Here is a 24,390-nt window from a genome sequence, read left to right on the forward strand (position 1 = left end):
TCGAATTCGTGATAGGTTTTATTTGATGATAAAACCTATCTTAATTTGCAAAATTTTTTAATTATCTAACCGCTTTTACTTGAATTGTTTTAAGAAACGGAGATCATTTTCAAAGAATGAACGTAAATCAGTTACGTTATAGCGTAGCATTGTTAAACGTTCTACCCCCATTCCCACAGCAAAGCCAGAGTATTCATTTGGATCAATACCAACATTGCGTAGTACATTCGGATGCACCATTCCACAACCTAATACTTCTAACCATTTACCATTCTTACCCATTACATCAACTTCGGCTGATGGCTCAGTAAATGGGAAGTAAGAAGGACGGAAACGGACTTGAAGGTCTTCTTCAAAAAAGGCACGTAAGAAATCGTGTAACAATCCTTTTAACTCGGTAAAGTTTGCTTTCTTATCCACGTAAAGTAATTCAATTTGATGGAACATTGGTGTGTGGGTTTGATCGTAGTCATTACGATAAACACGTCCTGGTGCCATAATGCGAATAGGTGGTTGCATTTTTTCCATTGTGCGAATTTGTACGCCTGAAGTTTGTGTACGCAATAAACGTTGAGCGTCAAACCAGAAAGTATCGTGATCAGCACGAGCAGGGTGGTGAGTAGGAATATTTAATGCGTCAAAATTATAGTAATCAGTTTCAATTTCAGGACCTTTTTCTACGCTGAACCCTAACTCGGCAAAAAACTTAACTACACGCTCAATGGTAATTGAAACTGGGTGTAAACCGCCTAATTCGGTTTTTCGTCCTGGTAAGCTCACGTCAATACGTTCATTGGCTAATTTAGCATTGAGTTCATCGGCTTCTAACTGTTCTTTTTTGCTGTTTAGAGCATCTTGAGCTTTTTGTTTTGCTTCATTGATTTTAGCACCAACAGCTGGGCGTTCTTCAGCAGGAACATCTCGTAACCCTTGCATTAACAGAGTAAAATGCCCTTTTTTGCCAAAGTATTCAACGCGTAATGCTTCAAGGCTTGCTACGTCATTGGCTTGTGTAATAGTATCAATTGCTTGTGCAACAATATTTTCTAGGTTTTGCATACCTATCCTCTAAATTTGTTTAAAAATAATACAGTTATCTGTTTTTTGACAATAATCTATGAATAGTAATACTTCTCTCCTAAATTGTAAATTTAAAAATCACTGATATTTGGACTAAATCCTTGATTTTTCAATATCTGAATGATGATAAAAAGTAGGGTGCAGAGCTTAAAAATAGGTATGAATTTAGCTCGTATTTAGGTAAAAAAGATATAAAAACTAACCGCTTGTTAGTGAAAAATATGTTTTAATTCGTGATCTTCCTAGCAACATCAAGTAGAATTAACACCAATTTGATTCATTTCAATCTTACTTTTTATATTAACTAATTGGAGATGTTATTATGGCAATGAATAATATTTTAGGATTATTCGCTCATTCGCCACTTAAACCATTACAAAAACATTCAAAAAAGGTAACTGAATGTTGTGGTTTATTAGTTCCATTTTTTGAAGCGACCTTTGAAAATCGTTGGGAAGATGCAGAAGAACTTCGCCGTCAGATCATTGATTTAGAACGCCGAGCAGATTCGCTTAAACGTGAAATTCGTTTAAAGTTACCTCGTGGTTTATTTATGCCTGTTGAGCGTACAGACTTGTTAGAGTTAGTAACACAATTAGATAAATTAGCAAATTATGCTAAAGATATTTCAGGACGTGTTATTGGTCGTCAGTTGTTGATCCCTGTTGAAATGCAGCCTTCTTTCTTACATTTTCTTTCTCGTAGTCTTGATGCAACGATTCAATCAGATAAGGTTATCAATGAAATGGATCAGTTACTTGAAACGGGATTCCGTGGTCGTGAGTTGAATTTTGTGAACAATATGATTTTGGAATTAGATACTATAGAAGATGATACAGATCAGCTACAAATTGTATTACGCAAAGCATTACTCAGTATTGAAAGCGCACATAATCCAATTGATATTATGTTCTTATATAAAATTATTGAATGGATCGGGGTATTAGCCGATCAAGCGCAACGTGTTGGCTCTCGCATTGAACTAATGCTAGCTCGTTCATAATCATAGAGGAATAAACAATGGAACTGATTAATCAATACGGTTTTATGATCGTAGTTATTACTGCTGTTTTTGGTTTTATTATGGCTTTTGGTATTGGGGCGAACGATGTAGCAAATGCGATGGGAACATCTGTGGGTTCTGGTACAATTACCGCAAAACAAGCTGTTTATATTGCATTAGTATTTGAATTTGCCGGTGCTTATCTTGCTGGTGGAGAAGTTGCAGAAACCATCAAGAGTGGCATTATTGCCTCTGATGCTTTTGTAGGGCAACCTGACGTTTTAGTCCTTGGTATGATGGCATCACTGTTTGCTGCTGGTGTATGGCTACTTGTTGCTTCTCAAAAAGGTTGGCCAGTATCAACGACTCACTCAATTATTGGGGCAATTGTTGGCTTTGCTTGTGTTACTGTTGGTACTGAAGCGGTACAATGGTCTCAGTTTGGTGGGATTGTTGGTAGTTGGTTTGTTACCCCTGTTATTGCTGGATTGGTTGCATTCTTTATTTTTGTATCTACACAAAAGCTGATTTTTGATACAGAAAAACCATTAGCTAATGCGCAAAAATATGCACCTTATTATGCAGGTTTGACAGTCTTTATTATCTGTGTTGTAACTTTAGACAAAGGTTTAAAACACGTTGGACTAGAATTGAAATATATTCAAACAGTTATTCTAGGTTTAGTGCTTGCGGTTATCTCTACTATCGCTTGTTTCTTCTACCTACGCAGTCAATCGTTTATTTCTCGTCTACAAAGCGGTGGTTTTAGTGGAGTGGAGAAAGTATTCAGTATTTTGATGTTAATTACTGCTTGTGCAATGGCGTTTGCTCACGGTTCAAACGATGTAGCTAATGCAATTGGACCTTTAGCAGCCGTTGTTTCTATCGTTGATCACGGTGGTGTTATTGAAGGTAAAACCGTAATGGCTCCTTGGATTTTACCACTAGGTGCAGTTGGTATTGCTGTAGGTTTAGCAGTAATGGGACATAAGGTAATGAGTACCATTGGTACTGGTATTACTGACCTAACACCAAGCCGAGGTTTTGCAGCACAGTTCTCTTGTGCAATTACTGTTGTATTGGCATCTGGAACGGGCTTACCTATTTCTACTACTCAAACACTAGTAGGTGCAGTATTGGGTGTTGGTTTTGCACGTGGTATTGCAGCATTAAATCTAGGTGTAATTCGAAATATCGTTGCATCTTGGGTAATTACCTTACCTGCTGGTGCTGTTCTCTCAATAATTATTTATTATATTCTTCGTGCTATTTTTTAATTGTAGCTGATTTCTAGAAAAGTGCGGTATTCGCACTTTTCTTTTCTCTATTTCAAGGAAGCGTACTTATGAAAAAATATCTAACTACTTTATTCGGCTGCTTATTGGTTTCCTTATCAACGGTTGCCATAGCTCAAACACAATATGTCACAGAAAATTTAAATACTTACCTGAGAAAAGGCCCTGGCGATCAATTTAAAATTTCGGGCACTATTCAAGCGGGAGATAAAGTAACATTACTTGATCGCAAGGATCGCTATGCGTTAATTCGAGATAGCAAAAATAGGGAAGCGTGGATTTTAAATAGTGAGTTAACATCGACGCCAAGTTCAAAAGAATTAACGCCACAGTTACAGCAAAAAGTCGAGGAATTGACGTTAAAATTAAATAAAATTGATAGCGATTGGCAACAACGTACCGCAGAAATGCAACGTAGAACAGAGCAAGCTAATCAACAAAGTAATGTATTGCTTGATCAAAATGCCCAATTAAAACGTGAATTAGATATTTTAAAGAGCAAAAATCGAGATTTAGAAGCAATGCAAGATGCTCAATCACGAGAAATTATGATCCAATACTTTATTTATGGTGGCTCTGTATTAGGTGTAGGCTTATTGTTAGGACTAATTATTCCTTTATTATTACCACGCCGTAAACGTAATAACGGTTGGGCTTAAAGTTGGATAAATAAGCGGTAGGATTTTCAATATCAATTGTAAATCCTACCTTTTTTATAGGTGAAATCTGCTTTATTTAAACTTCATTGAATAACAAAATAGTTAAAAAGGAAACAAAATGTTAGAACTTGCTTTAGCTGTCTTATGTAGCGTTTTTGTTGGTGTGTTAATTAAAATAGCACGCAGTAAAGGGGTGGCTATCGCCCAAAGTATTGCAATGAATTATGTGGTCGCTACCGCACTTTGCTATTTTTTACTTAAACCTGACTTCAAAGGGCAGACCATTGTTGAAATTGTACAAACTAACCCATCCGCTTATCTCTTTTTTGCATTAGGTATTTTATTACCAACGGTTTTTTTAATCCAAGCTAAAGCCCTAGAGTTTGCAGGAATTATCCGTACAGATGCAGCACAACGACTTTCTCTCTTTTTACCTATTTTGGCTGCGTTCACCTTATTTGGTGAAGCGGTAACGAGTAACAAACTCATTGCCTTATTGCTGGCATTTTCTGCGTTAGGTTGTCTATTATGGAAAAGCCACGAAGGAATGAATAAAGGGGGCAAAACAGCGATAGTCAGTCTTGCGTTAGTGTGGATTGGTTTTGGTATCATTGATATTCTGTTTAAGCAGATGGCAAAATCGGGTTCGGCTTTCCCATTGACCTTACTAATTTCTTTTATTGGTGCAGGTTGTGTAATGTTTATCTATTTATTACTTAAACGCACACAATGGAATGTCCCAAGTGTATTGACTGGCCTATTATTAGGCGTATTAAACTTTGGTAACATTTTATTTTATATTAAAGCTCACCAAGCAATGAAAGATGATCCAACCCTTGTTTTTACTGGAATGAACTTAGGGGTGATTTGTTTAGGCACATTGATTGGTGCTTTCTTCTTTAAAGAGAAAATCAATAAAATTAACTATTTAGGCGTATTGATTGCAATTATCGCCATTATTTGTTTGTTTTATTGGCGTTAAAATCTTGATAGACCTATAAGGATCATATAATGAAAAATCTGAAACAGTATGGGCAAAACTATGTAAACTGGGTTTTACGTTTAGGAAAAGGCTGGGCGGCATTGCTTGGATTAGTCGTATTGGCGGTTTTTGCAATAGTGGTTCAGATGCTATTAAGTTTGATCTTCACAGGGGATATTCAAGCAAATGATATTTTTCGTTCTATTGCTTTTGGCTTAATTTCCGCTCCTTTTGTACTCTATTTTTACAATTTAATTGTAGAAAAACTAGAACGCTCTCGAATGCGGTTAGAACAGTCGCTAGAAGATTTATCATTATTGCGAGAACAAGATGCTCGTTTAAATGTGGAATTAGAACAGAAAGCGGAATTTTTACGTTCTTTCTTTGATGCCTCGCCAGATTTAGTTTTTTATCGTGATGAACAAGGGCATTTTTTAGGTAGTAATAAAGCAATGGAATTGCTGACGGGTAAAACAGAAAAAGAGCTGATCAATTTAATGCCAGCCGATGTTTATTCGGACGAAACCGCTAAGTTGATAATGTCCACAGATAAAGAAACTCTCGATACAAATATGGGGGTAACTTATGAACAATGGATCAGATACCCTAATAATAAATTAGCTTGTTTTGAAATTCGCAAAGTGCCTTATTATGACCGAGTACAAGATCGCCATTGTATTATGGGATTTGGTCGAGACATTACCGAACGCAAGCGTTATCAAGAAGTTATCGAAAAAAATAGCCGAGATAAAACGACATTGATGGCGACAATTAGCCACGAGCTACGCACCCCACTTAATGGCATTATTGGGTTAAGTCGTATTTTATTGGAAGGGGAATTGTCGGAACAACAGCGAGAATATTTAAAAACGATCAACGTTAGTGCGGTATCATTGGGGCATATTTTTAGCGATATTATCGACCTAGAAAAAATTGATAGTCGCCGTATTGAACTATTTCGTAGCGAAATAGAGTTTTCACAGCTCATCAGTAACATTAGCCACTTTGCTAATTTGATGGCTGAGCAGAAAAAAATTAAATTCCACATTGAGTATGCTCACGATTTACCCCCTTTCATTTATGTAGATAATGCCCGTCTTAGCCAAATTTTGTGGAATTTGGTTAGCAATGCAGTGAAATTTACTCCTGCTGGTGGTGATATTTATCTAAAAGTTGTTCGTTATGATCAGGATCATTTTGGCTTTATTTTACGAGATACAGGGATCGGCATTAAAAAGAGCGATCAACGAAAAATTTTTGCAATGTTCTACCAAGTTGAGAGTGAAGATGGCAAAAAAGCGATTGGTAGCGGTATCGGATTGGCGATCTCAAAACGTATAGCGAAGTTAATGGGAGGCGATTTAACGGTTGAAAGTAAGCCGAATGAAGGGGCAACTTTTACTTTAACTATTCAAGCAAACGAAGTTTCAGCAAAACAGGAAATGTCTATAAACAAACACGCTTTACAGGTGTTGTTAGTTGAAGATATCGAAGTCAATATTGTCGTGGCAAAGGCAATGCTTAATAAATTTGGGTGTGATGTAGATGTCGCAATGACAGGGGCAGAGGCCTTTGAGTTATTTGATAAAAATAGCTACGACCTACTTCTATTAGATATTCAATTACCCGATATGACTGGTTTTGAAATTGCTCAAAAACTGCGTGAACGTTACGAAAATGGTGATGTAGATTATTTACCGCTATTGGTGGCTTTAACCGCTAACATTATGCAGACTAAAACAGAATATCAGCAACAAGGAATGGACGATATTCTGCGTAAACCACTTTCATTAGAAGCTTTAGCCGATTGTTTAAACCGCCATTTCGATGAAGGATTTTTGGAAAATTCGAGTGAAAACCGCCCGCTTGTAGCAAGTCAGCGTGCAGATAATCAAGCATTCGATTGTCGCATTTTGGGCGAATTAGTCGAAGTAATGGGAAAAAAAGCGGTATTAGCTAATTTTGAACTCTTTGCAAAATTGATGCCCGATTATCTCAATTATCTCAACCAGTATTTACAGCAATGGCAACAAACGAACGATGAACAGCAACGCAAAGCCACTGCTGATGAAGCTCATAAAATCAAGGGTGCATTAGCATCGGTTGGCTTAATTAAATTGCAAAAAGTAGCACAGCTTGCTCAAACTGATAATGGTGAAGAGTGGCAACAACATATCGCAGAATGGGTGGCACAACTTCAACAAAATTGGCAAGCTGATTTAGCTGAAGCGGTAGAATGGGTCGAAAATATTGCATAACGAATACACAAACGAAGGAACAATAATGGCAACAGCATACTATATTGGCGTAATGTCAGGTACTAGCCTAGATGGTGTGGATTTAGCATTAATGGATTTTGCTCAAACACCACCAAAATTGATCGCATCAGACTTTACATCAATGCCCGAGCCACTTCGTTTTGCTATTGGAGAAATAGTAAAGAAAGGCGAAGTTACTTTACAACAACTTGGCGAAGTCGATCATCAACTGGGTTTGCTTTATGCAGAGTGTATCAACCAGTTTTTAGCTAAACTAGGATTAAAAACATCTCAAATTGAAGCAATTGGTTGCCACGGGCAGACTATCTGGCATTCACCACAATCTCAGTTTCCTTTTACCACTCAAATTGGCGATATGCACTTAGTTGCAGTAAAAACAGGTATTACAACGGTGGGGGATTTTCGCCGTAAAGATATGGCATATGGTGGGCAAGGTGCACCTTTAGTACCAGCCTTTCATCAAGCATTTTTTGCAGATGAACAGCGGATTACTGCGGTATTAAATATTGGTGGAATTAGTAATGTATCACTATTAGCTCCCAAGCAAGAAACTATTGGCTACGATATTGGAGCAGGTAATACATTATTAGATCTTTGGATCGAAACCCAACAAGGTAAGCGGTTTGATCAAAATGGTGAATGGGCAAGAACAGGGCAGATTGACCAACAGTTATTAGATATGCTATTCGATGAACCCTTTTTTCAACAACCGCCGCCCAAAAGCACAGGGCGTGAGCTATTTAATCTTCAGTGGTTACAACAAAAATTGGCGAAATATCACGCAATATTGCCGAGTATTCCTGCGGAGAATGTACAGCGAACTTTGCTTGAGTTTACCGCTCAGACGATTGCAGATGCCTTACAAAAAATCAATAATCCACAACATCTACCTTGCGTATTGTTAATTTGTGGTGGCGGAGCAAGGAATGCACTACTGATGGAACGAATTACCGCATTACTGCCTCATTGGACAGTAAGTACCACCATAGAATATGGTTTGGATATTGATTATGTGGAAGCTGCCGCTTTTGCGTGGTTAGCTTATCAACGCATTCATCATTTGCCTTCTAATCTTCCAAGTGTCACAGGTGCAACACAAGCGGTGAGTTTAGGGGTAATTTTTACCAGCTAATCTTGGTGTATCTTTTTTTCTACTGAAGTAAGCATTCCCCTTAATAAGTTTAATTCCGCTGTTTCTAATTCGCAACGTTGATAAAGACGGCGGAGTTTTAACATTACTGCATCGTTACGGATAAACCCCAACTCACGATATAATCGCTCAGTATGATTGAAAAAATGCTCCAATGATTCAGCCGAAGGGTAGTTGATGTTAGCCTTCTCTACAAGCGGTGAGTTTTGTGGGCTTTTTTGCAAGTTTTTGGAAAAATTTAACCACGCCATTCGCACTTCATAGCTCACTAACTGCACAGCCATAGCCAAGTTTAATGAACCATATTCAGCGTTTGTTGGTACGTTTAAATGATAGTGGCATTTTAGTAGCTCTTCATTTGTTAAACCGACTCGCTCACGTCCAAAGACAATGGCGACTTTACCTTGTATTGCTCGTTGAATAGCGAGTTCGCCACAGGCTCTTGGCTCAATTAAACTGCTTTGTAAATGACGTAAACGGGCACTTGTCCCAATAACCAACTGGCAATCGGCAATCGCCTGATCAAAACTGTTAAAAACTTGAGCTTGCTCAAGGAGGTCTTTTGCCCCTGCGGAAAGTGCGATTGCTTGTTCATCAATCTCTTGTTTGGGGGAAACTAAACGTAAATGTGATAGCCCCATTGTTTTCATCGCTCGAGCAGTTGAGCCGATATTGCCACTATGGGAAGTTTCAACAAGTACAATTTGAATTTGCTTGAGTAAGTCCATCATTACATCACTAATTACATCAATAGGTTAAGTTAGCTTATTTTAGCATAGATTATATCTAAGTGATTATTTGCAATCGTTTGCGTAGATGTTACACTTTAATTTCATTTGAAGGAGAATGTGAAATGCAAAGAAAATTCAAGTCATTAGTCGCAAGCCTATGCCTTGCAAGTCCGCTGTTTGTTACAAGCAATGCAAATGCAGAGGGTAAATTAACCGTTTACTGTACTGTTCAAAATAACGTCTGTGAAAATATGACCAAAAAATTCTCGCAGAAATACAATGTAGAAACCCAATTTATTCACGGTGGAACAGGTACTATTTTTGCACGCATTAAAGCGGAAAAAGATAACCCACAAGCTGATATTTGGTATGGTGGCACAATCGAACCTCATTTCCAAGCAGGGCAACTCGGTTTATTAGAAGCTTACCGCTCACCCAATCAAGCTGAAATCTTACCTGAATTTAAAAACTTAATGGACAGCAAAAAAGGTGATTTTACTTCTATTGTTTATATGCTCGTTCTTGGTTTTGGGGTAAATACCGAGAAATTACAGAAGTTAGGCATTGAAGCACCTAAAAAATGGGCAGACTTACTTAACCCTAAATTGAAAGGGGAAGTACAGTTACCTGATCCGCGTACTTCTGGCACAACTTACACCATTATCGCAACGTTAATTCAGTTATGGGGTGAAGAAAAAGCCTTTGAATACTTAAAGCAACTTGATGCTAACATTTCTCAATATGTAAAAAGTAGCCTAGTGACGACCAATTTATCTCGTGGTGAAAGTACAGCTACCGTTGGATTTGTACATAGCTATGCCACTGAAAAAGAAAAAGGTGCACCTGTTGAAGCCGTATTACCTGAAGATGGAGTCGGGTATGCGTTAGGGGGAAGCAGTATTATCAAGGGAGCAAGAAATTTAGATAACGCAAAACTATTTATGGATTGGGTATTATCTAAAGAAGCTCAAGAAATTCCTTGGCGTGAACACGGTGTTTATCAAATTCCAACCAATGTGAACGCAGAAGTGGCTCCACAATCGGTTAAATTATCCGGTGTTAAATTAGTGGAATTAGACTTTGAACGTTTTGGTTCAAGCGAAGAAGGAAAACGCTTAGTTGATAAGTGGTTATCAGAAGTTAAATTAGCGAAGTAATAGTGCTTTTTATTTAAATTTGGGCAGATACAGTTCTTATAATTAATTAAAATACTGTATCTGCTAATTTTATTTACCCATCAATTTCTTCGCCTGTTTCGTCCCATTTAAAATTTAATGCGACAGAATTTAAACAGAAACGTAATCCTGTTGGCGGTGGGCCATCTGGGAAAACGTGTCCCATATGAGCATCACAGTGTCCGCAACGGATTTCAGTACGATGGCGACCTAAACTGTAATCATCTAAATAACGTAGCGATGTTTCTGATATCGTTTCATAAAAACTTGGCCAGCCACAGCCTGCATCAAATTTAGTGTCAGAGCGGAAAAGTGCATTATGGCAACGTACACAACGATAAGTCCCCACTCTATCTTCATTTAAGAATTTGCCTGTAAATGGTCTTTCTGTACCGCTGTTTAAACAAATTTCAATCTGTTCTTCTGTTAGTTCGTCAATATCTTTAATCATTGTTCACTCCTTTTATCTATTGTTGTTATTCTGAGAATAAGCAGTGACATTTTAGCGTTTTTTTGCAAAAAGGTTGAATGATTTTTCGTATTAGGAAAATCCCCCGTTTATGTCGCTTTTGTGTTATACTCTCGTCCAATTTTTGCCCCTGAGAAAATGGGGATTTTTTGTAACGTGATTAGGAAATTTCAATGAGCGAATTAGCCAAAGATATTACCCCCATCAGTATTGAAGAAGAGCTGAAAACATCTTACCTTGACTACGCAATGTCAGTCATTGTCGGACGTGCTTTACCCGATGTGCGTGATGGCTTAAAACCTGTACACCGCCGAGTGTTGTTCTCAATGGATCAGAGTGGCAACACCGCGAGCAAGCCTTATGTAAAATCTGCCCGCGTGGTTGGTGATGTGATCGGTAAATATCACCCTCACGGTGATTCAGCGGTATATGACACTATTGTGCGTATGGCTCAACCGTTCTCATTACGCTATATGTTAGTTGATGGGCAAGGGAACTTTGGTTCAATTGACGGCGATGCACCTGCGGCAATGCGTTATACCGAAGTCCGTATGCAAAAAATTACCCAAGAGTTGCTCACTGATCTAGATAAAGAAACCGTTGATTTCTCGCCAAACTATGATGGCAAAGAGATGATTCCAGATGTATTGCCAACAAAAATTCCAGCTTTGTTAGTGAACGGTTCATCGGGGATTGCGGTGGGAATGGCAACAAATATTCCACCTCATAACTTAAATGAAGTATTAAACGGTTGCTTGGCTTATATTGAAAACGATCAAATTAGTATTGAAGAACTAATGCAACATATTCCAGGCCCTGACTTCCCAACGGCAGCCATTATCAATGGACGTAAAGGGATTGAAGATGCTTATCGTACAGGTCGTGGAAAAATTTATGTGCGTGCAAAAGCGAGTGTTGAAACTACCGCTAAAGGTCGTGAGCAAATCATCGTTACCGAAATTCCTTACCAAGTGAACAAAGCAAAATTGATCGAAAAGATTGCAGAATTGGTCAAAGATAAAAAAGTGGAAGGGATCAGCGAGTTGCGTGATGAGTCGGATAAAGATGGTTTACGCATTGTGATTGAGATTAAGCGTGATGCAGTTGGCGAAGTAGTCTTAAACAACCTTTACGCCCTAACGCAAATGCAAGTTACCTTTGGTATCAATATGGTGGCACTGGATCACGGTCAGCCAAAAGTGCTTAATCTAAAACAAATTATCGAAGCTTTTGTACTACATCGTAGAGAAGTGGTTACTCGCCGTACTATTTTTGAATTACGCAAGGCGCGTGAACGAGCTCACATCTTAGAAGGTTTGGCAATTGCACTCGCAAATATCGATCCTGTCATTGAGTTAATCCGTCATTCTAAAACTGCAGATGAAGCGCGTGAAGCACTACTTTCTCGCTCTTGGGCATTAGGCAATGTTTCTCCAATGCTTGAAGCTGCTGGCGTTGATGTTGCTCGTCCTGATGATGCTCCAGAAAATTGCGGTGTACGCAATGGCGAATATTTCCTTTCTGAAACGCAAGCAAGAGCAATTCTTGAATTACGTTTACATCGTTTAACAGGGTTAGAACACGAAAAAATTCTAGATGAATATAAAGAAATTTTAGTGATTATCGGTGAGTTATTACACATCTTAAATAGCCCAGTACGTTTAATGGAAGTTATTCGTGAAGAGCTAGAAAAAGTGAAAGCGGAATTTGGTGATGAACGCCGTACCGAAATTACCGCCGCATCAGGTGATATCAATTTAGAAGATCTTATTGCTCAGGAAGATGTTGTTGTGACGCTTTCTCACGCAGGTTATGTGAAATATCAACCACTTTCCGACTACGAAGCCCAACGTCGTGGCGGTAAGGGTAAGTCTGCAACGAAAATGAAAGAAGATGATTTCATTGAGCGTTTATTAGTGGCGAATACTCACGATACCATTCTTTGTTTCTCTAGCCGTGGACGTTTATATCAACTGAAGGTTTACCAACTTCCACAAGCGAGTCGTGGCGCAAGGGGAACACCAATTGTTAATATCTTGCCACTGGTAAAAGAAGAAAATGAACGTATTACGGCTATTTTACCTGTTCCAAATGGTGAATTTAGTGCAGACAAATTTATCTTTATGGCAACGGCAAGTGGAACGGTGAAGAAAGTATCGTTAGATGCCTTTAGCAATGTGAGATCAAGCGGTCTGATTGCGTTAAAACTTCGCGAAGGCGATGAGTTGATCGGGGTTGATATTACTAATGGTGAAAGCGAAATAATGCTCTTCTCTGCACAAGGGCGTGTTGTTCGATTTGCGGAAACCCAAGTGCGTGGAATGGGACGTGTCGCAACAGGTGTGCGTGGCATTAAATTAGCTACCACAGAAATTTCTACTGATGAGATAGAAGAGGTGGAAATTGAAACTGTTGAAAATGAAGATGCAGAAGAAACATCAAGTGTTAATTTAACCGCCGATAAAGTGGTATCCTTAGTGATTCCGCATACCCAAGGCGAAATTCTAACCGTAACGCAAAATGGTTATGGTAAACGTACTGCTTTAAGTGAATATCCGATTAAATCTCGTGCAACAAAAGGGGTTGTTTCAATTAAAGTGAACGAACGTAACGGTAAAGTGGTTGCAGCAGTTCAAGTTGAAGAAAATGACCAAATTATGCTAATTACTGATGCAGGCACACTAGTTCGTACTCGTGTTAATGAAGTGAGCTTAGTGGGTAGAAACACTCAAGGGGTACGCATTATTCGTACTGCTCAAGATGAACAAGTGGTAAGTTTAGAGCGAATTTGTGAAATTGACAGCGAAGAGAGTGATGAAGTTTCAGCAGAAGTGGAAGAATAAGAGTTGAACTTAAATTGTAGAAGATCAAACTACCAGTTTGATCTTCTACAGTTATTATGAACATTTAGGAGTGTATGCGGTTGGTACAGCTGTATATTTAAAGTTTTTTGTTATTCCTAATATATTCTGTGTGGCAGTTAAGTGCTTGTGACTCACTGTATTAAATTTTATACTAGAAAATCCACCTACAATAATAGCATGTAATTTAATTTCATTTGCTCCTATTGTTTCTAATTTATAGCGTTCAATTTTGACAAACTCTCTAATTAAATCTCCAGAACCTTTTTGTTTTTGCTCTGCCTGATTTGCTATATATTCAACTAGTTGTCCTAAGTTCCCTTTATTCTTAGTTTTATAATTGTTGAATTTATCACAGCTATAGCGATATAAAGTCGCTGAACCGTCAGGTTTAATTTGCATAATATTAGCAATATCGTCTTTAGGTTCCATTGCCCAAAACTTATTGTAAATTCTAGAAGACAGAGCACTAGAATCAAAATAATAGTTTGTTGTTGGAGCAATACAGGAGGTTAAAGATAGGGTGAAAAATAATGGGAGTAGCTTAATTTTTTTCATAGATCTTTCTTTTTTCGATATTTAAAAATAAAGGCTGAAATACTATCAGCCCCAGATTTTATTATAAATAGAACTTCTCAACAAAATTTAACTGGTCGTCAAGTTTTAACACTAATGGCTGACCTGTTGGGATTTCAAAATCCATAATTTCTTCATCAGAAATACCAATAATATGTTTTGCTAATGCACGAAGTGAGTTACCGTGAGCAGTCACAAGAACACGTTTACCTGAAAGTAGAGCAGGAGCAATCTGATCTTCCCAGAATGGTAATACACGCTCAAGTGTAATTTTTAAGTTTTCCGCATTTGGAACAACATCTTTTGGTAAGTGTGCATAACGGCGGTCGTTATGTGCTGAATTCGGATCTTGTGGATCTAAATCAGGTGGAGAAATATCATAAGAACGACGCCAAATATGAACTTGCTCATCACCATATTGTTCAGCGGTTGCTTTTTTGTCTAAACCTTGTAATGCACCATAGTGACGCTCGTTTAAACGCCAGTTTTTCACTTGTGGGATCCATAGTTGGTTGGACTCTTCTAACACGATGTTACAAGTTTTGATGGCACGAGTTAAAACAGAAGTAAAAGCGATGTCAAATTCATAGCCTGCTTCAAGTAATTTCTTACCTGCTGCTTTAGCTTCTTCAACACCACGTTCTGTTAAATTAACATCACGCCAGCCTGTAAATAAATTTTTAGCATTCCATTCACTAAAACCGTGACGAATAAATACTAATTCCATAAGTTCTCCTATTAAGAATGTAAATTGAATTTGAAACCCGCTCTTTATAGCAAAAATTTGCCCATTTTAAAATATCATCAATGATAATCTTTATAGGAAAGCTGATTTTTCGCAAAGAAAAGATTAATTTGTTAGAAAGGTAATGTAAAAAAGATAGGTACTTCTACCTATCAGACTGATGACAAACTTCAAAAGAACGTAAAATCTGTAGGATGGGCTTTAGCCCACCATCTTTAAAATCAATAAGTTACAAAATGGTGGGCTTAAGCCCACCCTACACGAAATAAGTTCGTCAATAATCTGATAGGTGCTTCCACCTATCTTTACAAAAATTATAGAATACCAACATTAGAATAATCTAACTCACTGATAAGAGTATTCTGAATAAGAACAGAAACGCCTTTACTTGTGAAAGTAACATCTTTGCCTGTTTGTTTCATCGAACTTAGCGCATCATCAGCTGATGAGAATAATTCTTTAGAAAACAGTAGTTTATCATTATCTCCCGAATGAGAGTTAAAATCTCTGATAATTGTTCTTCCTTTAGATTGGCTACCGAATGCAAAAATATCATTACCTACGCCACCATAAACAAGGTTTTGCCCAGCACCAGCGAAGATGTAATCATTACCTTCTGCACCGTAAATTTCATCACTCCCATTTTTTCCGATAAGAATATCATTTCCTTCACCACCGTGAAGTAAGCTGCCATATTTATGATGAGCAGATAATTGATCATCGCCTTCTTTGCCAAAAACCACTCTTCCTGTTAAAGAGTCATCATTTTCGGTTCCTTCTATGTGAGATTTATAGCCAATTTTTTGATTGCGTGACTTAATAAGATAACGATTATCTTGTAGATGATCTTCTTTAATGTCGTAAGCACTAATTAAACTGCGTAATTCTTTTGAAAATGCAATTTTTTCTACGTTATCAAGCTGTTTTAATCCTGTTCTTTCATTTGCATTAGCAAACAGCGTGCCATCTTTTAGACGATAGAAATTCCAATTCAATCTAGAGCCGTCTAAAATAACCGTATCAACACCAGTTCCTCCATCTACTCGATCAAATCCTACACCAGTCTTAATTTTATCGTTTCCACCTCTTGCTTCAATGTAGTCGTGTCCCTTACCACCTTCAAGCAAATTATTGTATTCATTCCCAATAATGAATGTTGAACGACCTTCACTCATTTTTTGTTGTGGTTTATCTTTAACCCAGGTGTACCAACGGTTTAAAGCCGAAAGATGATCAATAACAATGGTGCTATCTTTATGCATATAATCGTAAAACTCAGAGTTAATAATACGATCAATCATATCGCTTCTAACCCCATCTGCGTGGGCAGACCAACCACCTAGTGTTCTGTTAAGGATTGATACAAGTTTTTGAGACCAAATAAAAGAGGCATAATTATTGTTAAAAGAAACGACATTATCTGCACCACTTGAAAATGCTTTATCTGGATTGACAAAAAAGCCTTGTAGATCTTGAATAGATTCTTTGAATGTATTTTTGTCGCCTAAAATTCGATACACCGCATCATTTTCAAATCCCATATTAAAAATAACATCAGCATTATCATAGATATATGGTGAAGCATAACCAAAATAGTTCGAATCTTTATAGAAACCGTCAGCGAGTGTTTCTCTATATTTTGCCATTAGGTTAGTTAAGCCACCGCCTAAGCTATAACCGGTCACAAGAACGTCTTCTCCATTTAACCCTTGTGAAATGGCATACTCTCTTAATGTATTGAGCAGAGGTTCCATTGGTGGAACGACTTTACCCGAATTGAGGTGGAAATAATCAGCAATATCTAATAAATCATTAGTGCCAGACCATACCATAGACACTTGTGTGATTTTGCCATTAGTGTCAGTTTTACCAAAAATTTTAGCTTGAGGGCCTCCAGTAATAAGCGGTTTTCCCCAAACTGGACTTTCAAAGGTATAATAGCCAAATTTATCTTTACTGGATTGTGGCAAACCTAGCTCGTGGGGTTCAATTTCCCGCCAATTTTTAGGTGGAGCAATATTAACTTTATTTGAATGGTAGCTACCACTGATTGAGCCTAAAAAATTTAATAGCTTGGCACCAGGAAGTCCCATAAAATAGGCGGCGTTAGTATAAATAGCTAATTTAGAGCTTTCGCTTGCTAGGGTAGTAGCTGTTTTTTTATCAAAGTTTTTGTAATCAAAAAATCCCATAGAATCCTCTGTTATTATCATTATAGGAGCTAGATAAATTATATCTAATCACTATATTACCATAGAAGAGAATTTACAAAACAATGTGGATTATGAATGAGATATATTCAGGTTATGCTTGATATAGAAATACTTTGGGATTAATTAGGTTTAAATTGCAAAATTTTCACACTAACTCACCGCTTTCCTTTTACATTTTTTGCTAATTTCAGGTACAATCTGCCGATTATTTTTCTTTTAACTTACAACAAATAGGACATTCGCTGCCCTTATGAAAATGCAGAATATTCGTAACTTTTCAATTATTGCACATATCGACCACGGTAAATCAACGTTATCAGACCGTTTAATTCAAACCTGTGGTGGTTTATCTGATCGAGAAATGGAAGCTCAAGTATTAGACTCAATGGATCTTGAGCGTGAGCGTGGTATTACGATTAAAGCCCAAAGTGTTACATTGAACTATAAGGCACAAGATGGTGAAACGTATCAATTAAACTTTATCGATACACCAGGACACGTGGATTTCTCTTATGAAGTTTCTCGCTCTCTTGCCGCTTGTGAAGGTGCTTTGTTGGTTGTTGATGCAGGGCAGGGGGTTGAAGCACAAACCCTAGCAAACTGTTATACAGCGATCGAAATGGATCTCGAAGTTGTACCAATTTTAAATAAAATTGATTTACCTGCAGCAGAGCCAGAACGTGTTGCAGAAGAAATTGAAGACATTGTCGGCATTGATGCAATGGAGGCGGTGCGTTGTTCAGCAAAAACAGGTTTAGGCATTGATTTAGTTCTCGAAGAAATTGTCGCCAAAATTCCTGCCCCAGAAGGTGATCCTGATGCACCTTTACAGGCACTGATTATTGACTCTTGGTTTGATAACTACTTAGGGGTAGTTTCGCTTGTTCGAGTTAAAAACGGATCAATCAGAAAAGGCGATAAAATCAAAGTAATGAGTACAGGTCAATCTTACAATGTTGATCGTTTAGGGATTTTCACGCCAAAGCAAGTTGATACCGCCGAATTAAAAACAGGTGAAGTAGGCTGGGTAGTTTGTGCGATTAAAGATATTTTAGGTGCCCCAGTAGGTGATACGCTGACTTCTCATCATCACTCTGCGACTGAAGCCTTACCGGGCTTTAAAAAAGTAAAACCACAGGTTTATGCAGGTTTATTCCCAATCAGCTCAGATGATTATGAAGCTTTCCGCGATGCGTTAGGTAAATTGAGCTTAAATGATGCCTCTTTATTCTACGAGCCAGAAAATTCAACAGCGTTAGGCTTTGGTTTCCGTTGTGGTTTCTTAGGTTTATTGCATATGGAGATTATTCAGGAGCGTTTAGAACGTGAATACGATCTTGATTTAATTACCACAGCACCAACCGTAGTTTATGAAGTCGAACAGACCAATGGCGAAATTATTTATGTAGATAGCCCATCGAAGTTACCGCCAATTAGCAACATTGCAGAAATTCGAGAGCCAATTGCAGAATGTAATATGCTTGTTCCACAAGAGTTTTTAGGTAACGTTATTACACTTTGTGTAGAAAAACGTGGCGTACAAACAAATATGGTGTATCACGGTAACCAAATTGCTTTAACCTATGAAATCCCAATGGGCGAAGTTGTATTGGATTTCTTTGACCGATTAAAATCAACCTCTCGTGGTTATGCCTCGTTAGATTACGGTTTTAAACGTTTCCAAACAGCAGATATGGTGCGTGTGGATATTATGATCAACGGTGAACGTGTTGATGCGTTAGCCTTAATCGTCCACAAAGCCAATGCACCATATCGTGGGCGTGAGTTAGTAGAAAAAATGAAAGAACTCATTCCACGCCAGCAATTCGATATTGCGATTCAAGCAGCTATCGGCAACCATATTATTGCTCGTTCAACGGTAAAACAGTTGCGTAAAAACGTATTAGCGAAATGTTATGGTGGTGACGTAAGCCGTAAGAAAAAACTCTTACAGAAACAGAAAGAAGGTAAAAAACGAATGAAATCGTTAGGTAATGTGGAAGTTCCACAAGAAGCATTCTTAGCGATTTTACACGTGGGTAAAGATTAATAAATGAAAATGGCAAGCGGTTGGTTTTGCAAAATATATTGCAAATCTAACCGCTTATGATTAGACATAAGGAGAAACCAATGGCAAATCTTATGCCAATTATTTTTATCGCCATTTTATATGGCGTTTGGAAAGTGTTAGACGGAATGCAGCTGCCGAATACGATTTCAATTATTTTAGTTGCATTAGTTGTCATTTGTGGTGCGTTTTTCGCATTTTACAAATTCAGTGCCGACCCACGTCGTAAGGCTAAAATCGCCCGTGAAGAAAAACGCTTAGGCAGAGCATTAACAGATGAAGAGATGAAAGAAATCCAACCACGTTCAGCAGTGGGTGAATTTTTTGCATCACTTTTTGGGGTGCTATTTTTTGTGACCGTGCTACGTTCTTTTCTATTTGAACCATTCCAAATCCCAAGTGGCTCAATGGAACCGACTTTGCGTGTTGGTGATTTTTTAATTGTGAATAAATTTAGCTATGGCATTAAAGATCCGATTTGGCAAAATACTTTGATTGAAACGGGTAAACCACAACGTGGTGATGTTGTTGTGTTTAAAGCTCCAAAACAACCGCACGTGGATTACATTAAACGTGTTGTTGCGGTAGGTGGCGATAAAATCAAATACGATTTTGCAACGCAACATCTGACTTTAACTCGTGGCGACACAGGTGAAGTAGTCACATTTACTTATAGCGATGCAAAACCAAACCCTGATTTCTTATATCACGGTGAAATGCAATTAGAACGTACTGAAACAGGCGATGTAACGCACCAAATTTTAAATAACCCACAACCGTTTAATTATGCACCTTATTTCTACCAACAAGAAGGCTTACCAGCTGGCGAATGGCTTGTTCCACAAGGGCATTACTTTGTAATGGGCGATAATCGTGACAACAGTGAAGATAGTCGTTTTTGGGGCTTTGTACCCGAAAAGAACCTTGTTGGTAAAGCATCGGTGATTTGGTTAAGCCTGGATAAAAAACCAAATCAGTTCCCAAGTGGGTTACGTTTTGAAAGAATGTTTACTTCGATCAAATAACCAATTTTCTCTCTCAAACTCTACAAGTTGTAGAGAACTTTGAGAGGGATTAAAATTGGTATATCTTCTTTTTCTTGATTTCTTATATATTCTTCCAGCACTTTTGTGTTTAATCCAACTTTACTTACATAGCACCTCTTTGTACAAAAGTGCTTATTTCCAGATTGATGTTTCAGATTCGCATTCCTTTTAAATATTATCAGCGAGGATTTACCTTTCAGGTATTCCATAAAACTTAATACCGCCAATTTGGGGGATTTTCAAAAGAATATGAATATGCTTAGATTATTGATAAAGTCTTTTTTGATATTTCTTATACAAAGGATTCTACGCTGGCATCGGTTTATTGAATACAAAAAATTAGAGTTTGTCATCAGTCTGGAGTGTATTAAATATGCCTTATTAAATATATTTATGAAGAAAATAGAGTGCATCATTATAATTTTGTAAGAAAATTATGTGTCTATTTTGTTCTTTGATTATATTGTTGCGATTTAGTGGAATAATTCAATTCTATTTATCATGTATTTGATCTATAATCTTTCCACTAACGATGAAAATACATTAAATAATTTCAATTAAAGTAGGATATAAACAATGAAATACTCATCTTTATCTTTAGGATTATTGGCGATGTTCTATACCTTGTCAGTCAATGCAAACTCTACAAAACTTCAAGATATTTTACGCTATGCACTCAATGAAGACCCACGAGTATTAGAGGCGAAAGCAAATGTAGCAGTTGCACAAACACAAACAAAAATATCACAGGCAGGTCATTACCCTATTCTTTCTGTAGCGAATACTCAAGTATTATCACAAAAACATAAAGATACAGCTGATAAAAAAAGTTCTCGACCAACCTTAAAAGGGCAGATTAATTTATTCTCTTGGGGGGCAATTGAAAGTGAAGTTCAGAGAGATCGTCATAAAGAAGGCTTCTTTAAATTTAAAAAAGATGAAACGCAAGAACAGGTCGGTAAAACAATTACAGAACTTTATTTGACAGCTCTGCGAGCAAAAGAAAATATTGTTGTGTATAAAGAAAGTTTAAAACGCCATCAAAATATTTTGCGCAGTATTCAAACTATTGCAAACTATGATGAAGGTCGTGAGTTTGAAGTAGAAGAAGCAAAATCAAGATTGCTACAAGTGGAGTCTATCATTGAGCAACAAAGTCGAGTACTCAATGTTTCTCTTAGCCAGATTAATCGTTATACAAAATCGCCAATTTCAGAAAATGATCTATTTGATCCATTTCCAAATAGACAGCCTGAGAAATTTATTGCGGACTACAAAAATTCATCATTAAATCAGAATCCTACGTATTTAGCTCAACAAGAAGAATTAGCGAGTACTCAAGCAGGTGTAAAAGCAGCTAAAGCCAAATTACTGCCAGCAATTAATTTACAAGGTGAAGTGTATAATAAGGGGTATGAAGTTTACTTAGGTGTATCTTGGAATATCTTCGACTCCGCAGCTTACCATTCCGTTGATCATAACCAGTATTCAGAAGCTGCTGCAAAAGCTAAATTGCAAGAAATTTTGTTGGAATTACAAGAACAAGCAAGAAGTTCTGAAATTGATATGAAACAGAATAATCGTCGTTTAGGAGTTGTATCCAAGCAGATATCTTCTCAGAAGCGGGTATTATCCTCAGTTGAATTGCAATTTGATATAGCGCAGCGTTCTTTATTGGATGTGCTTAATTCCTATAAAGAATTAACCGAAATTCAAGTAGAAGAAGTGAATATTAAAAATGATTACCGCATTGCAGCTCTGAATTATCTTATTTCTCAGGCTCAAGTGGCTAAATGGGCTGGTATTCAACGAATTAACCTAAATTTATAAAAATAAAGAAGTGATTTTATGGAATCAATTATTGAACACGTTGCATTAGCAACTCAACTGTTAGGCTCTCCTGTGGCAAAAGAAGCATTATCGGCACAGATTGTGAGAGATCAATACCAACGTATTAATTATTCATCGTTGATTGAATTATTAAAAGCTAATGGTTTTGAAAATAATATCTCCAAACGCCCACTAACAAGTATCCCTTCTTTAGCGGTTCCTGTCGTTGTTTTTTTAGGTGGTGAAGAAGGAGCTGTGATTACAAAAATTGAAGGTAGTGGCACGGCTCGAGAATATCATATTCGTCAAACAGACGGTATGCTAAAAAAAATATCGCACACAGAATTAGATGAGAGATATCTGGGATTTTGTTGGTTTATTAAACCTAAAATTATGGCTGATGTGCGTTCAGAATTACCCGAATATCATCTGCCTAAAGCTTGGTTTTGGAAAGTCATTTGGCGATTTAAACCCTATTATTTCCAAGTTATTCTTGCCACATTCTTAATTAACTTTTTAGCCTTAGTAAGTTCATTATATGTAATGAACGTTTACGATAGAGTTATTCCTAATAAAACCTATGAAACCTTATGGGTACTAAGTATCGGCGTTATTTTAGCGATTACCTTTGAATTTATTGCGAAACTTATTCGTGGGCATTTAACCGATATTGCAGGTAAAAAAGCCGATTTGATTATTAGCTCCGCTCTCTTTAGGCGAGTTATGTCAATTCGATTAGCGGATAAGCCTGCTTCATCAGGATCTTATGCTAATAATTTGAGGGATTTTGAATCTGTACGCGAATTTATGACGAGTGCCAGTTTATTGGTACTTGTTGATTTACCATTCCTATTACTCTTTGTTTTTGTGATTTGGTTAATTGGTGGCAAATTGGCTATCGTGCCAATGATTTTAATTCCATTGGTAATTATTGTTGGTTTATTGGTACAACCTAAAATTGCTTACTATATGACAGCGTCAATGAAAGAATCATCACAAAGACAAGGGCTAGTAGTAGAAGCAATAGAAGGAATTGAAACCCTAAAAGTGAATAATGCAACAAGCTGGGCACAACAACGTTGGGATCAATATACTGCGAAAACAGCAAGTATTCAGACCAAAATGAAAGATCTCAATAACTTTGTGATTAACTTTGCAGTGGGAATGCAGCAGCTAAATACCGTCTTTTTAGTATTATTCGGGACTTATTTAATTCACAGTACTGTCGAAGGTGAGAGAATTACTATGGGGGCATTAATTGCTTCTGTGATTCTTTCTGGTAGAGCATTAGCACCATTGTCACAAATTGCAGGCTTAGCCACTCGTTTCCAACAAGCAAAAGTTGCCTTATCTGGGGTAAATAATATTGTGGATCGTCCAACTGAACGCCGTCCAGATCATCAATATATTCGCTTAGATAGAGTAGAAGGAAAGGTTAATTTCAATAATGTTTCATTCAAATATGGCAAAGAAGGGCATCTTGCTTTAGAAGGCGTTAATATTGAAATTCAGCCGGGCGAACGTGTTGGTATTTTAGGTAGAGTGGGTAGCGGTAAAACGACATTATTAAATTTAACCTCTGGTCTATACGAACCTGTTGAAGGAAGTGTAACTTTAGATAATGTGGATATTCGCCAACTTGACCCTAATTTCTTAAGAAGTCAGATTGCTCAATTGCCACAATCGCCGAGATTGTTCTTAGGAACATTGAGAGAGAATCTAAATCTTGCTCGCCAAGATAATTTCTCAACAGATCAGGAATTATTAATGGCACTTCGCCGCTTTGGATTAGATCATATTATTAAAGATCACCCGAGAGGGCTGGATATGCCATTAGGTGAAAATGGAATGGGGCTTTCAGGTGGTCAAAAGCAATTGGTTGCTTTAGCTCGTATGACATTGCGTGATCCGAGAGTGGTGTTGCTGGACGAACCAACGCATAGTCTAGATCAAAATTCTGAAAATTTAGTTCTCAATTCATTAGCTCGTTGGTCGGTAGATCGTACTTTTATCGTTGTGACACATCGTCCACAAGTATTGCAAATAGTCGATCGTATTATTGTGATTGATAAAGGTAAAGTGGTGATTGATGGACCTAGAGATGCGGTATTACGCCATTTACAAGAACAAGATAACGTATCTAATACTAAAAAAGTAGAGCATAAATCTACTGAGGCTTCGTCTGAGCAATCATCAGAAGAGAATAGCTAAAAGCGTAGGAACAGAAT

At 37.4% G+C, this 24,390-nt stretch carries 18 protein-coding genes and 1 pseudogene; 12 read left to right on the forward strand and 7 right to left on the reverse strand.

Annotation, left to right across the window (positions count from 1 at the left end; genetic code table 11):
- Positions 1-75 precede the first annotated feature (75 nt).
- On the reverse strand, positions 76-1,059 hold the full coding sequence (pheS, locus tag A1D25_RS05635) for a phenylalanine--tRNA ligase subunit alpha (RefSeq protein WP_157394714.1): 984 nt from the start codon (positions 1,057-1,059) through the stop codon (positions 76-78).
- 343 nt (positions 1,060-1,402) lie between these two features.
- Between pheS and A1D25_RS05640 the strand changes: the two genes are divergently transcribed.
- The 6 genes from A1D25_RS05640 to A1D25_RS05665 all read left to right on the forward strand — a co-directional run bounded on the left by A1D25_RS05640 (position 1,403) and on the right by A1D25_RS05665 (position 8,430).
- The gene (locus tag A1D25_RS05640; RefSeq protein WP_157394715.1) at positions 1,403-2,083 is read left to right on the forward strand and encodes a TIGR00153 family protein; all 681 of its coding nucleotides are present in this window, start codon (positions 1,403-1,405) and stop codon (positions 2,081-2,083) included.
- A gap of 17 nt (positions 2,084-2,100) precedes the next feature.
- Positions 2,101-3,360: an inorganic phosphate transporter gene (locus A1D25_RS05645; protein WP_157394716.1), complete on the forward strand. Its 1,260-nt coding sequence runs from the start codon at positions 2,101-2,103 to the stop codon at positions 3,358-3,360.
- 68 nt (positions 3,361-3,428) lie between these two features.
- Entirely contained in the window at positions 3,429-4,037 is a 609-nt protein-coding gene (locus A1D25_RS05650) for a TIGR04211 family SH3 domain-containing protein (RefSeq protein WP_157394717.1), read from the forward strand.
- Positions 4,038-4,155: 118 nt separating this feature from the next.
- On the forward strand, positions 4,156-5,019 hold the full coding sequence (locus tag A1D25_RS05655) for an EamA family transporter (protein ID WP_157394718.1): 864 nt from the start codon (positions 4,156-4,158) through the stop codon (positions 5,017-5,019).
- 29 nt (positions 5,020-5,048) lie between these two features.
- Positions 5,049-7,277 carry an ATP-binding protein gene (locus tag A1D25_RS05660; RefSeq protein WP_157394719.1) on the forward strand — a complete coding sequence of 743 codons (2,229 nt, stop codon included), beginning with the start codon at positions 5,049-5,051 and terminating at the stop codon, positions 7,275-7,277.
- A 25-nt stretch (positions 7,278-7,302) separates the two neighbouring features.
- Positions 7,303-8,430, forward strand: a complete 1,128-nt coding sequence (locus A1D25_RS05665; protein WP_157394720.1) for an anhydro-N-acetylmuramic acid kinase — start codon at positions 7,303-7,305, stop codon at positions 8,428-8,430.
- Here the strand turns inward: A1D25_RS05665 and trmJ are convergent.
- Complete coding sequence (trmJ, locus tag A1D25_RS05670) at positions 8,427-9,176, reverse strand: tRNA (cytosine(32)/uridine(32)-2'-O)-methyltransferase TrmJ (RefSeq protein ID WP_157394740.1); 750 nt, start codon at positions 9,174-9,176, stop codon at positions 8,427-8,429. The genes A1D25_RS05665 and trmJ overlap by 4 nt on opposite strands.
- 125 nt (positions 9,177-9,301) lie before the next feature.
- On the opposite strand from trmJ, the gene A1D25_RS05675 reads away from it, so the two are divergent.
- On the forward strand, positions 9,302-10,336 hold the full coding sequence (locus tag A1D25_RS05675) for an ABC transporter substrate-binding protein (RefSeq protein ID WP_157394721.1): 1,035 nt from the start codon (positions 9,302-9,304) through the stop codon (positions 10,334-10,336).
- Between the two features lie 73 nt (positions 10,337-10,409).
- Here A1D25_RS05675 and msrB read toward each other — a convergent pair whose 3' ends face one another.
- Positions 10,410-10,805: a peptide-methionine (R)-S-oxide reductase MsrB gene (gene msrB / locus A1D25_RS05680; protein WP_157394722.1), complete on the reverse strand. Its 396-nt coding sequence runs from the start codon at positions 10,803-10,805 to the stop codon at positions 10,410-10,412.
- A 191-nt stretch (positions 10,806-10,996) separates the two neighbouring features.
- On the opposite strand from msrB, the gene gyrA reads away from it, so the two are divergent.
- Complete coding sequence (gene gyrA, locus A1D25_RS05685) at positions 10,997-13,666, forward strand: DNA topoisomerase (ATP-hydrolyzing) subunit A (RefSeq protein ID WP_157394723.1); 2,670 nt, start codon at positions 10,997-10,999, stop codon at positions 13,664-13,666.
- Between the two features lie 54 nt (positions 13,667-13,720).
- Here the strand turns inward: gyrA and A1D25_RS05690 are convergent, their stop codons facing one another.
- From A1D25_RS05690 to A1D25_RS05700, 3 genes are all read right to left on the reverse strand, one after another.
- Positions 13,721-14,242, reverse strand: a complete 522-nt coding sequence (locus A1D25_RS05690; RefSeq protein ID WP_157394724.1) for a hypothetical protein — start codon at positions 14,240-14,242, stop codon at positions 13,721-13,723.
- 61 nt (positions 14,243-14,303) lie between these two features.
- Positions 14,304-14,987, reverse strand: a complete 684-nt coding sequence (locus A1D25_RS05695; protein WP_157394725.1) for a 2,3-diphosphoglycerate-dependent phosphoglycerate mutase — start codon at positions 14,985-14,987, stop codon at positions 14,304-14,306.
- A gap of 332 nt (positions 14,988-15,319) precedes the next feature.
- Positions 15,320-17,197 carry a calcium-binding protein gene (locus A1D25_RS05700; protein ID WP_162853273.1) on the reverse strand — a complete coding sequence of 626 codons (1,878 nt, stop codon included), beginning with the start codon at positions 17,195-17,197 and terminating at the stop codon, positions 15,320-15,322.
- A gap of 277 nt (positions 17,198-17,474) precedes the next feature.
- Here A1D25_RS05700 and lepA point away from each other — a divergent pair, with 277 nt between their 5' ends.
- Positions 17,475-19,268, forward strand: coding sequence for a translation elongation factor 4 (gene lepA / locus A1D25_RS05705; RefSeq protein ID WP_157394741.1), 1,794 nt, complete (start codon positions 17,475-17,477; stop codon positions 19,266-19,268).
- 80 nt (positions 19,269-19,348) lie between these two features.
- Positions 19,349-20,311, forward strand: coding sequence for a signal peptidase I (lepB, locus tag A1D25_RS05710; protein ID WP_157394727.1), 963 nt, complete (start codon positions 19,349-19,351; stop codon positions 20,309-20,311).
- A gap of 20 nt (positions 20,312-20,331) precedes the next feature.
- Here the strand turns inward: lepB and A1D25_RS05715 are convergent.
- A pseudogene (locus tag A1D25_RS05715) lies at positions 20,332-20,593 on the reverse strand (transposase); the annotation flags it as partial.
- 315 nt (positions 20,594-20,908) lie between these two features.
- On the opposite strand from A1D25_RS05715, the gene A1D25_RS05720 reads away from it, so the two are divergent.
- A complete protein-coding gene (locus A1D25_RS05720; protein WP_157394728.1) occupies positions 20,909-22,162 on the forward strand; it encodes a TolC family protein in 1,254 nt (417 codons plus the stop codon).
- 18 nt (positions 22,163-22,180) lie between these two features.
- Positions 22,181-24,373 carry a type I secretion system permease/ATPase gene (locus tag A1D25_RS05725; protein ID WP_157394729.1) on the forward strand — a complete coding sequence of 731 codons (2,193 nt, stop codon included), beginning with the start codon at positions 22,181-22,183 and terminating at the stop codon, positions 24,371-24,373.
- Positions 24,374-24,390: the final 17 nt, after the last annotated feature.

The sequence above is a fragment of the Ursidibacter arcticus genome, assembly GCF_009761375.1.
In the GTDB taxonomy this organism is placed as follows: domain Bacteria; phylum Pseudomonadota; class Gammaproteobacteria; order Enterobacterales; family Pasteurellaceae; genus Ursidibacter; species Ursidibacter arcticus.

Bases quoted from the DNA above. Each gene is read 5' to 3' on its own strand.
- A1D25_RS05650 (WP_157394717.1), top strand. From the start codon at position 3,429: ATGAAAAAATATCTAACTACTTTATTCGGCTGCTTATTGGTTTCCTTA.
- trmJ (WP_157394740.1), bottom strand. From the start codon at position 9,176: ATGGACTTACTCAAGCAAATTCAAATTGTACTTGTTGAAACTTCCCAT.
- gyrA (WP_157394723.1), top strand. From the start codon at position 10,997: ATGAGCGAATTAGCCAAAGATATTACCCCCATCAGTATTGAAGAAGAG.
- A1D25_RS05700 (WP_162853273.1), bottom strand. From the start codon at position 17,197: ATGGGATTTTTTGATTACAAAAACTTTGATAAAAAAACAGCTACTACC.
- A1D25_RS05675 (WP_157394721.1), top strand. From the start codon at position 9,302: ATGCAAAGAAAATTCAAGTCATTAGTCGCAAGCCTATGCCTTGCAAGT.
- msrB (WP_157394722.1), bottom strand. From the start codon at position 10,805: ATGATTAAAGATATTGACGAACTAACAGAAGAACAGATTGAAATTTGT.
- A1D25_RS05660 (WP_157394719.1), top strand. From the start codon at position 5,049: ATGAAAAATCTGAAACAGTATGGGCAAAACTATGTAAACTGGGTTTTA.
- A1D25_RS05640 (WP_157394715.1), top strand. From the start codon at position 1,403: ATGGCAATGAATAATATTTTAGGATTATTCGCTCATTCGCCACTTAAA.
- A1D25_RS05645 (WP_157394716.1), top strand. From the start codon at position 2,101: ATGGAACTGATTAATCAATACGGTTTTATGATCGTAGTTATTACTGCT.
- A1D25_RS05665 (WP_157394720.1), top strand. From the start codon at position 7,303: ATGGCAACAGCATACTATATTGGCGTAATGTCAGGTACTAGCCTAGAT.
- lepB (WP_157394727.1), top strand. From the start codon at position 19,349: ATGGCAAATCTTATGCCAATTATTTTTATCGCCATTTTATATGGCGTT.
- A1D25_RS05695 (WP_157394725.1), bottom strand. From the start codon at position 14,987: ATGGAATTAGTATTTATTCGTCACGGTTTTAGTGAATGGAATGCTAAA.
- A1D25_RS05690 (WP_157394724.1), bottom strand. From the start codon at position 14,242: ATGAAAAAAATTAAGCTACTCCCATTATTTTTCACCCTATCTTTAACC.
- A1D25_RS05725 (WP_157394729.1), top strand. From the start codon at position 22,181: ATGGAATCAATTATTGAACACGTTGCATTAGCAACTCAACTGTTAGGC.
- A1D25_RS05720 (WP_157394728.1), top strand. From the start codon at position 20,909: ATGAAATACTCATCTTTATCTTTAGGATTATTGGCGATGTTCTATACC.
- pheS (WP_157394714.1), bottom strand. From the start codon at position 1,059: ATGCAAAACCTAGAAAATATTGTTGCACAAGCAATTGATACTATTACA.
- A1D25_RS05655 (WP_157394718.1), top strand. From the start codon at position 4,156: ATGTTAGAACTTGCTTTAGCTGTCTTATGTAGCGTTTTTGTTGGTGTG.
- lepA (WP_157394741.1), top strand. From the start codon at position 17,475: ATGCAGAATATTCGTAACTTTTCAATTATTGCACATATCGACCACGGT.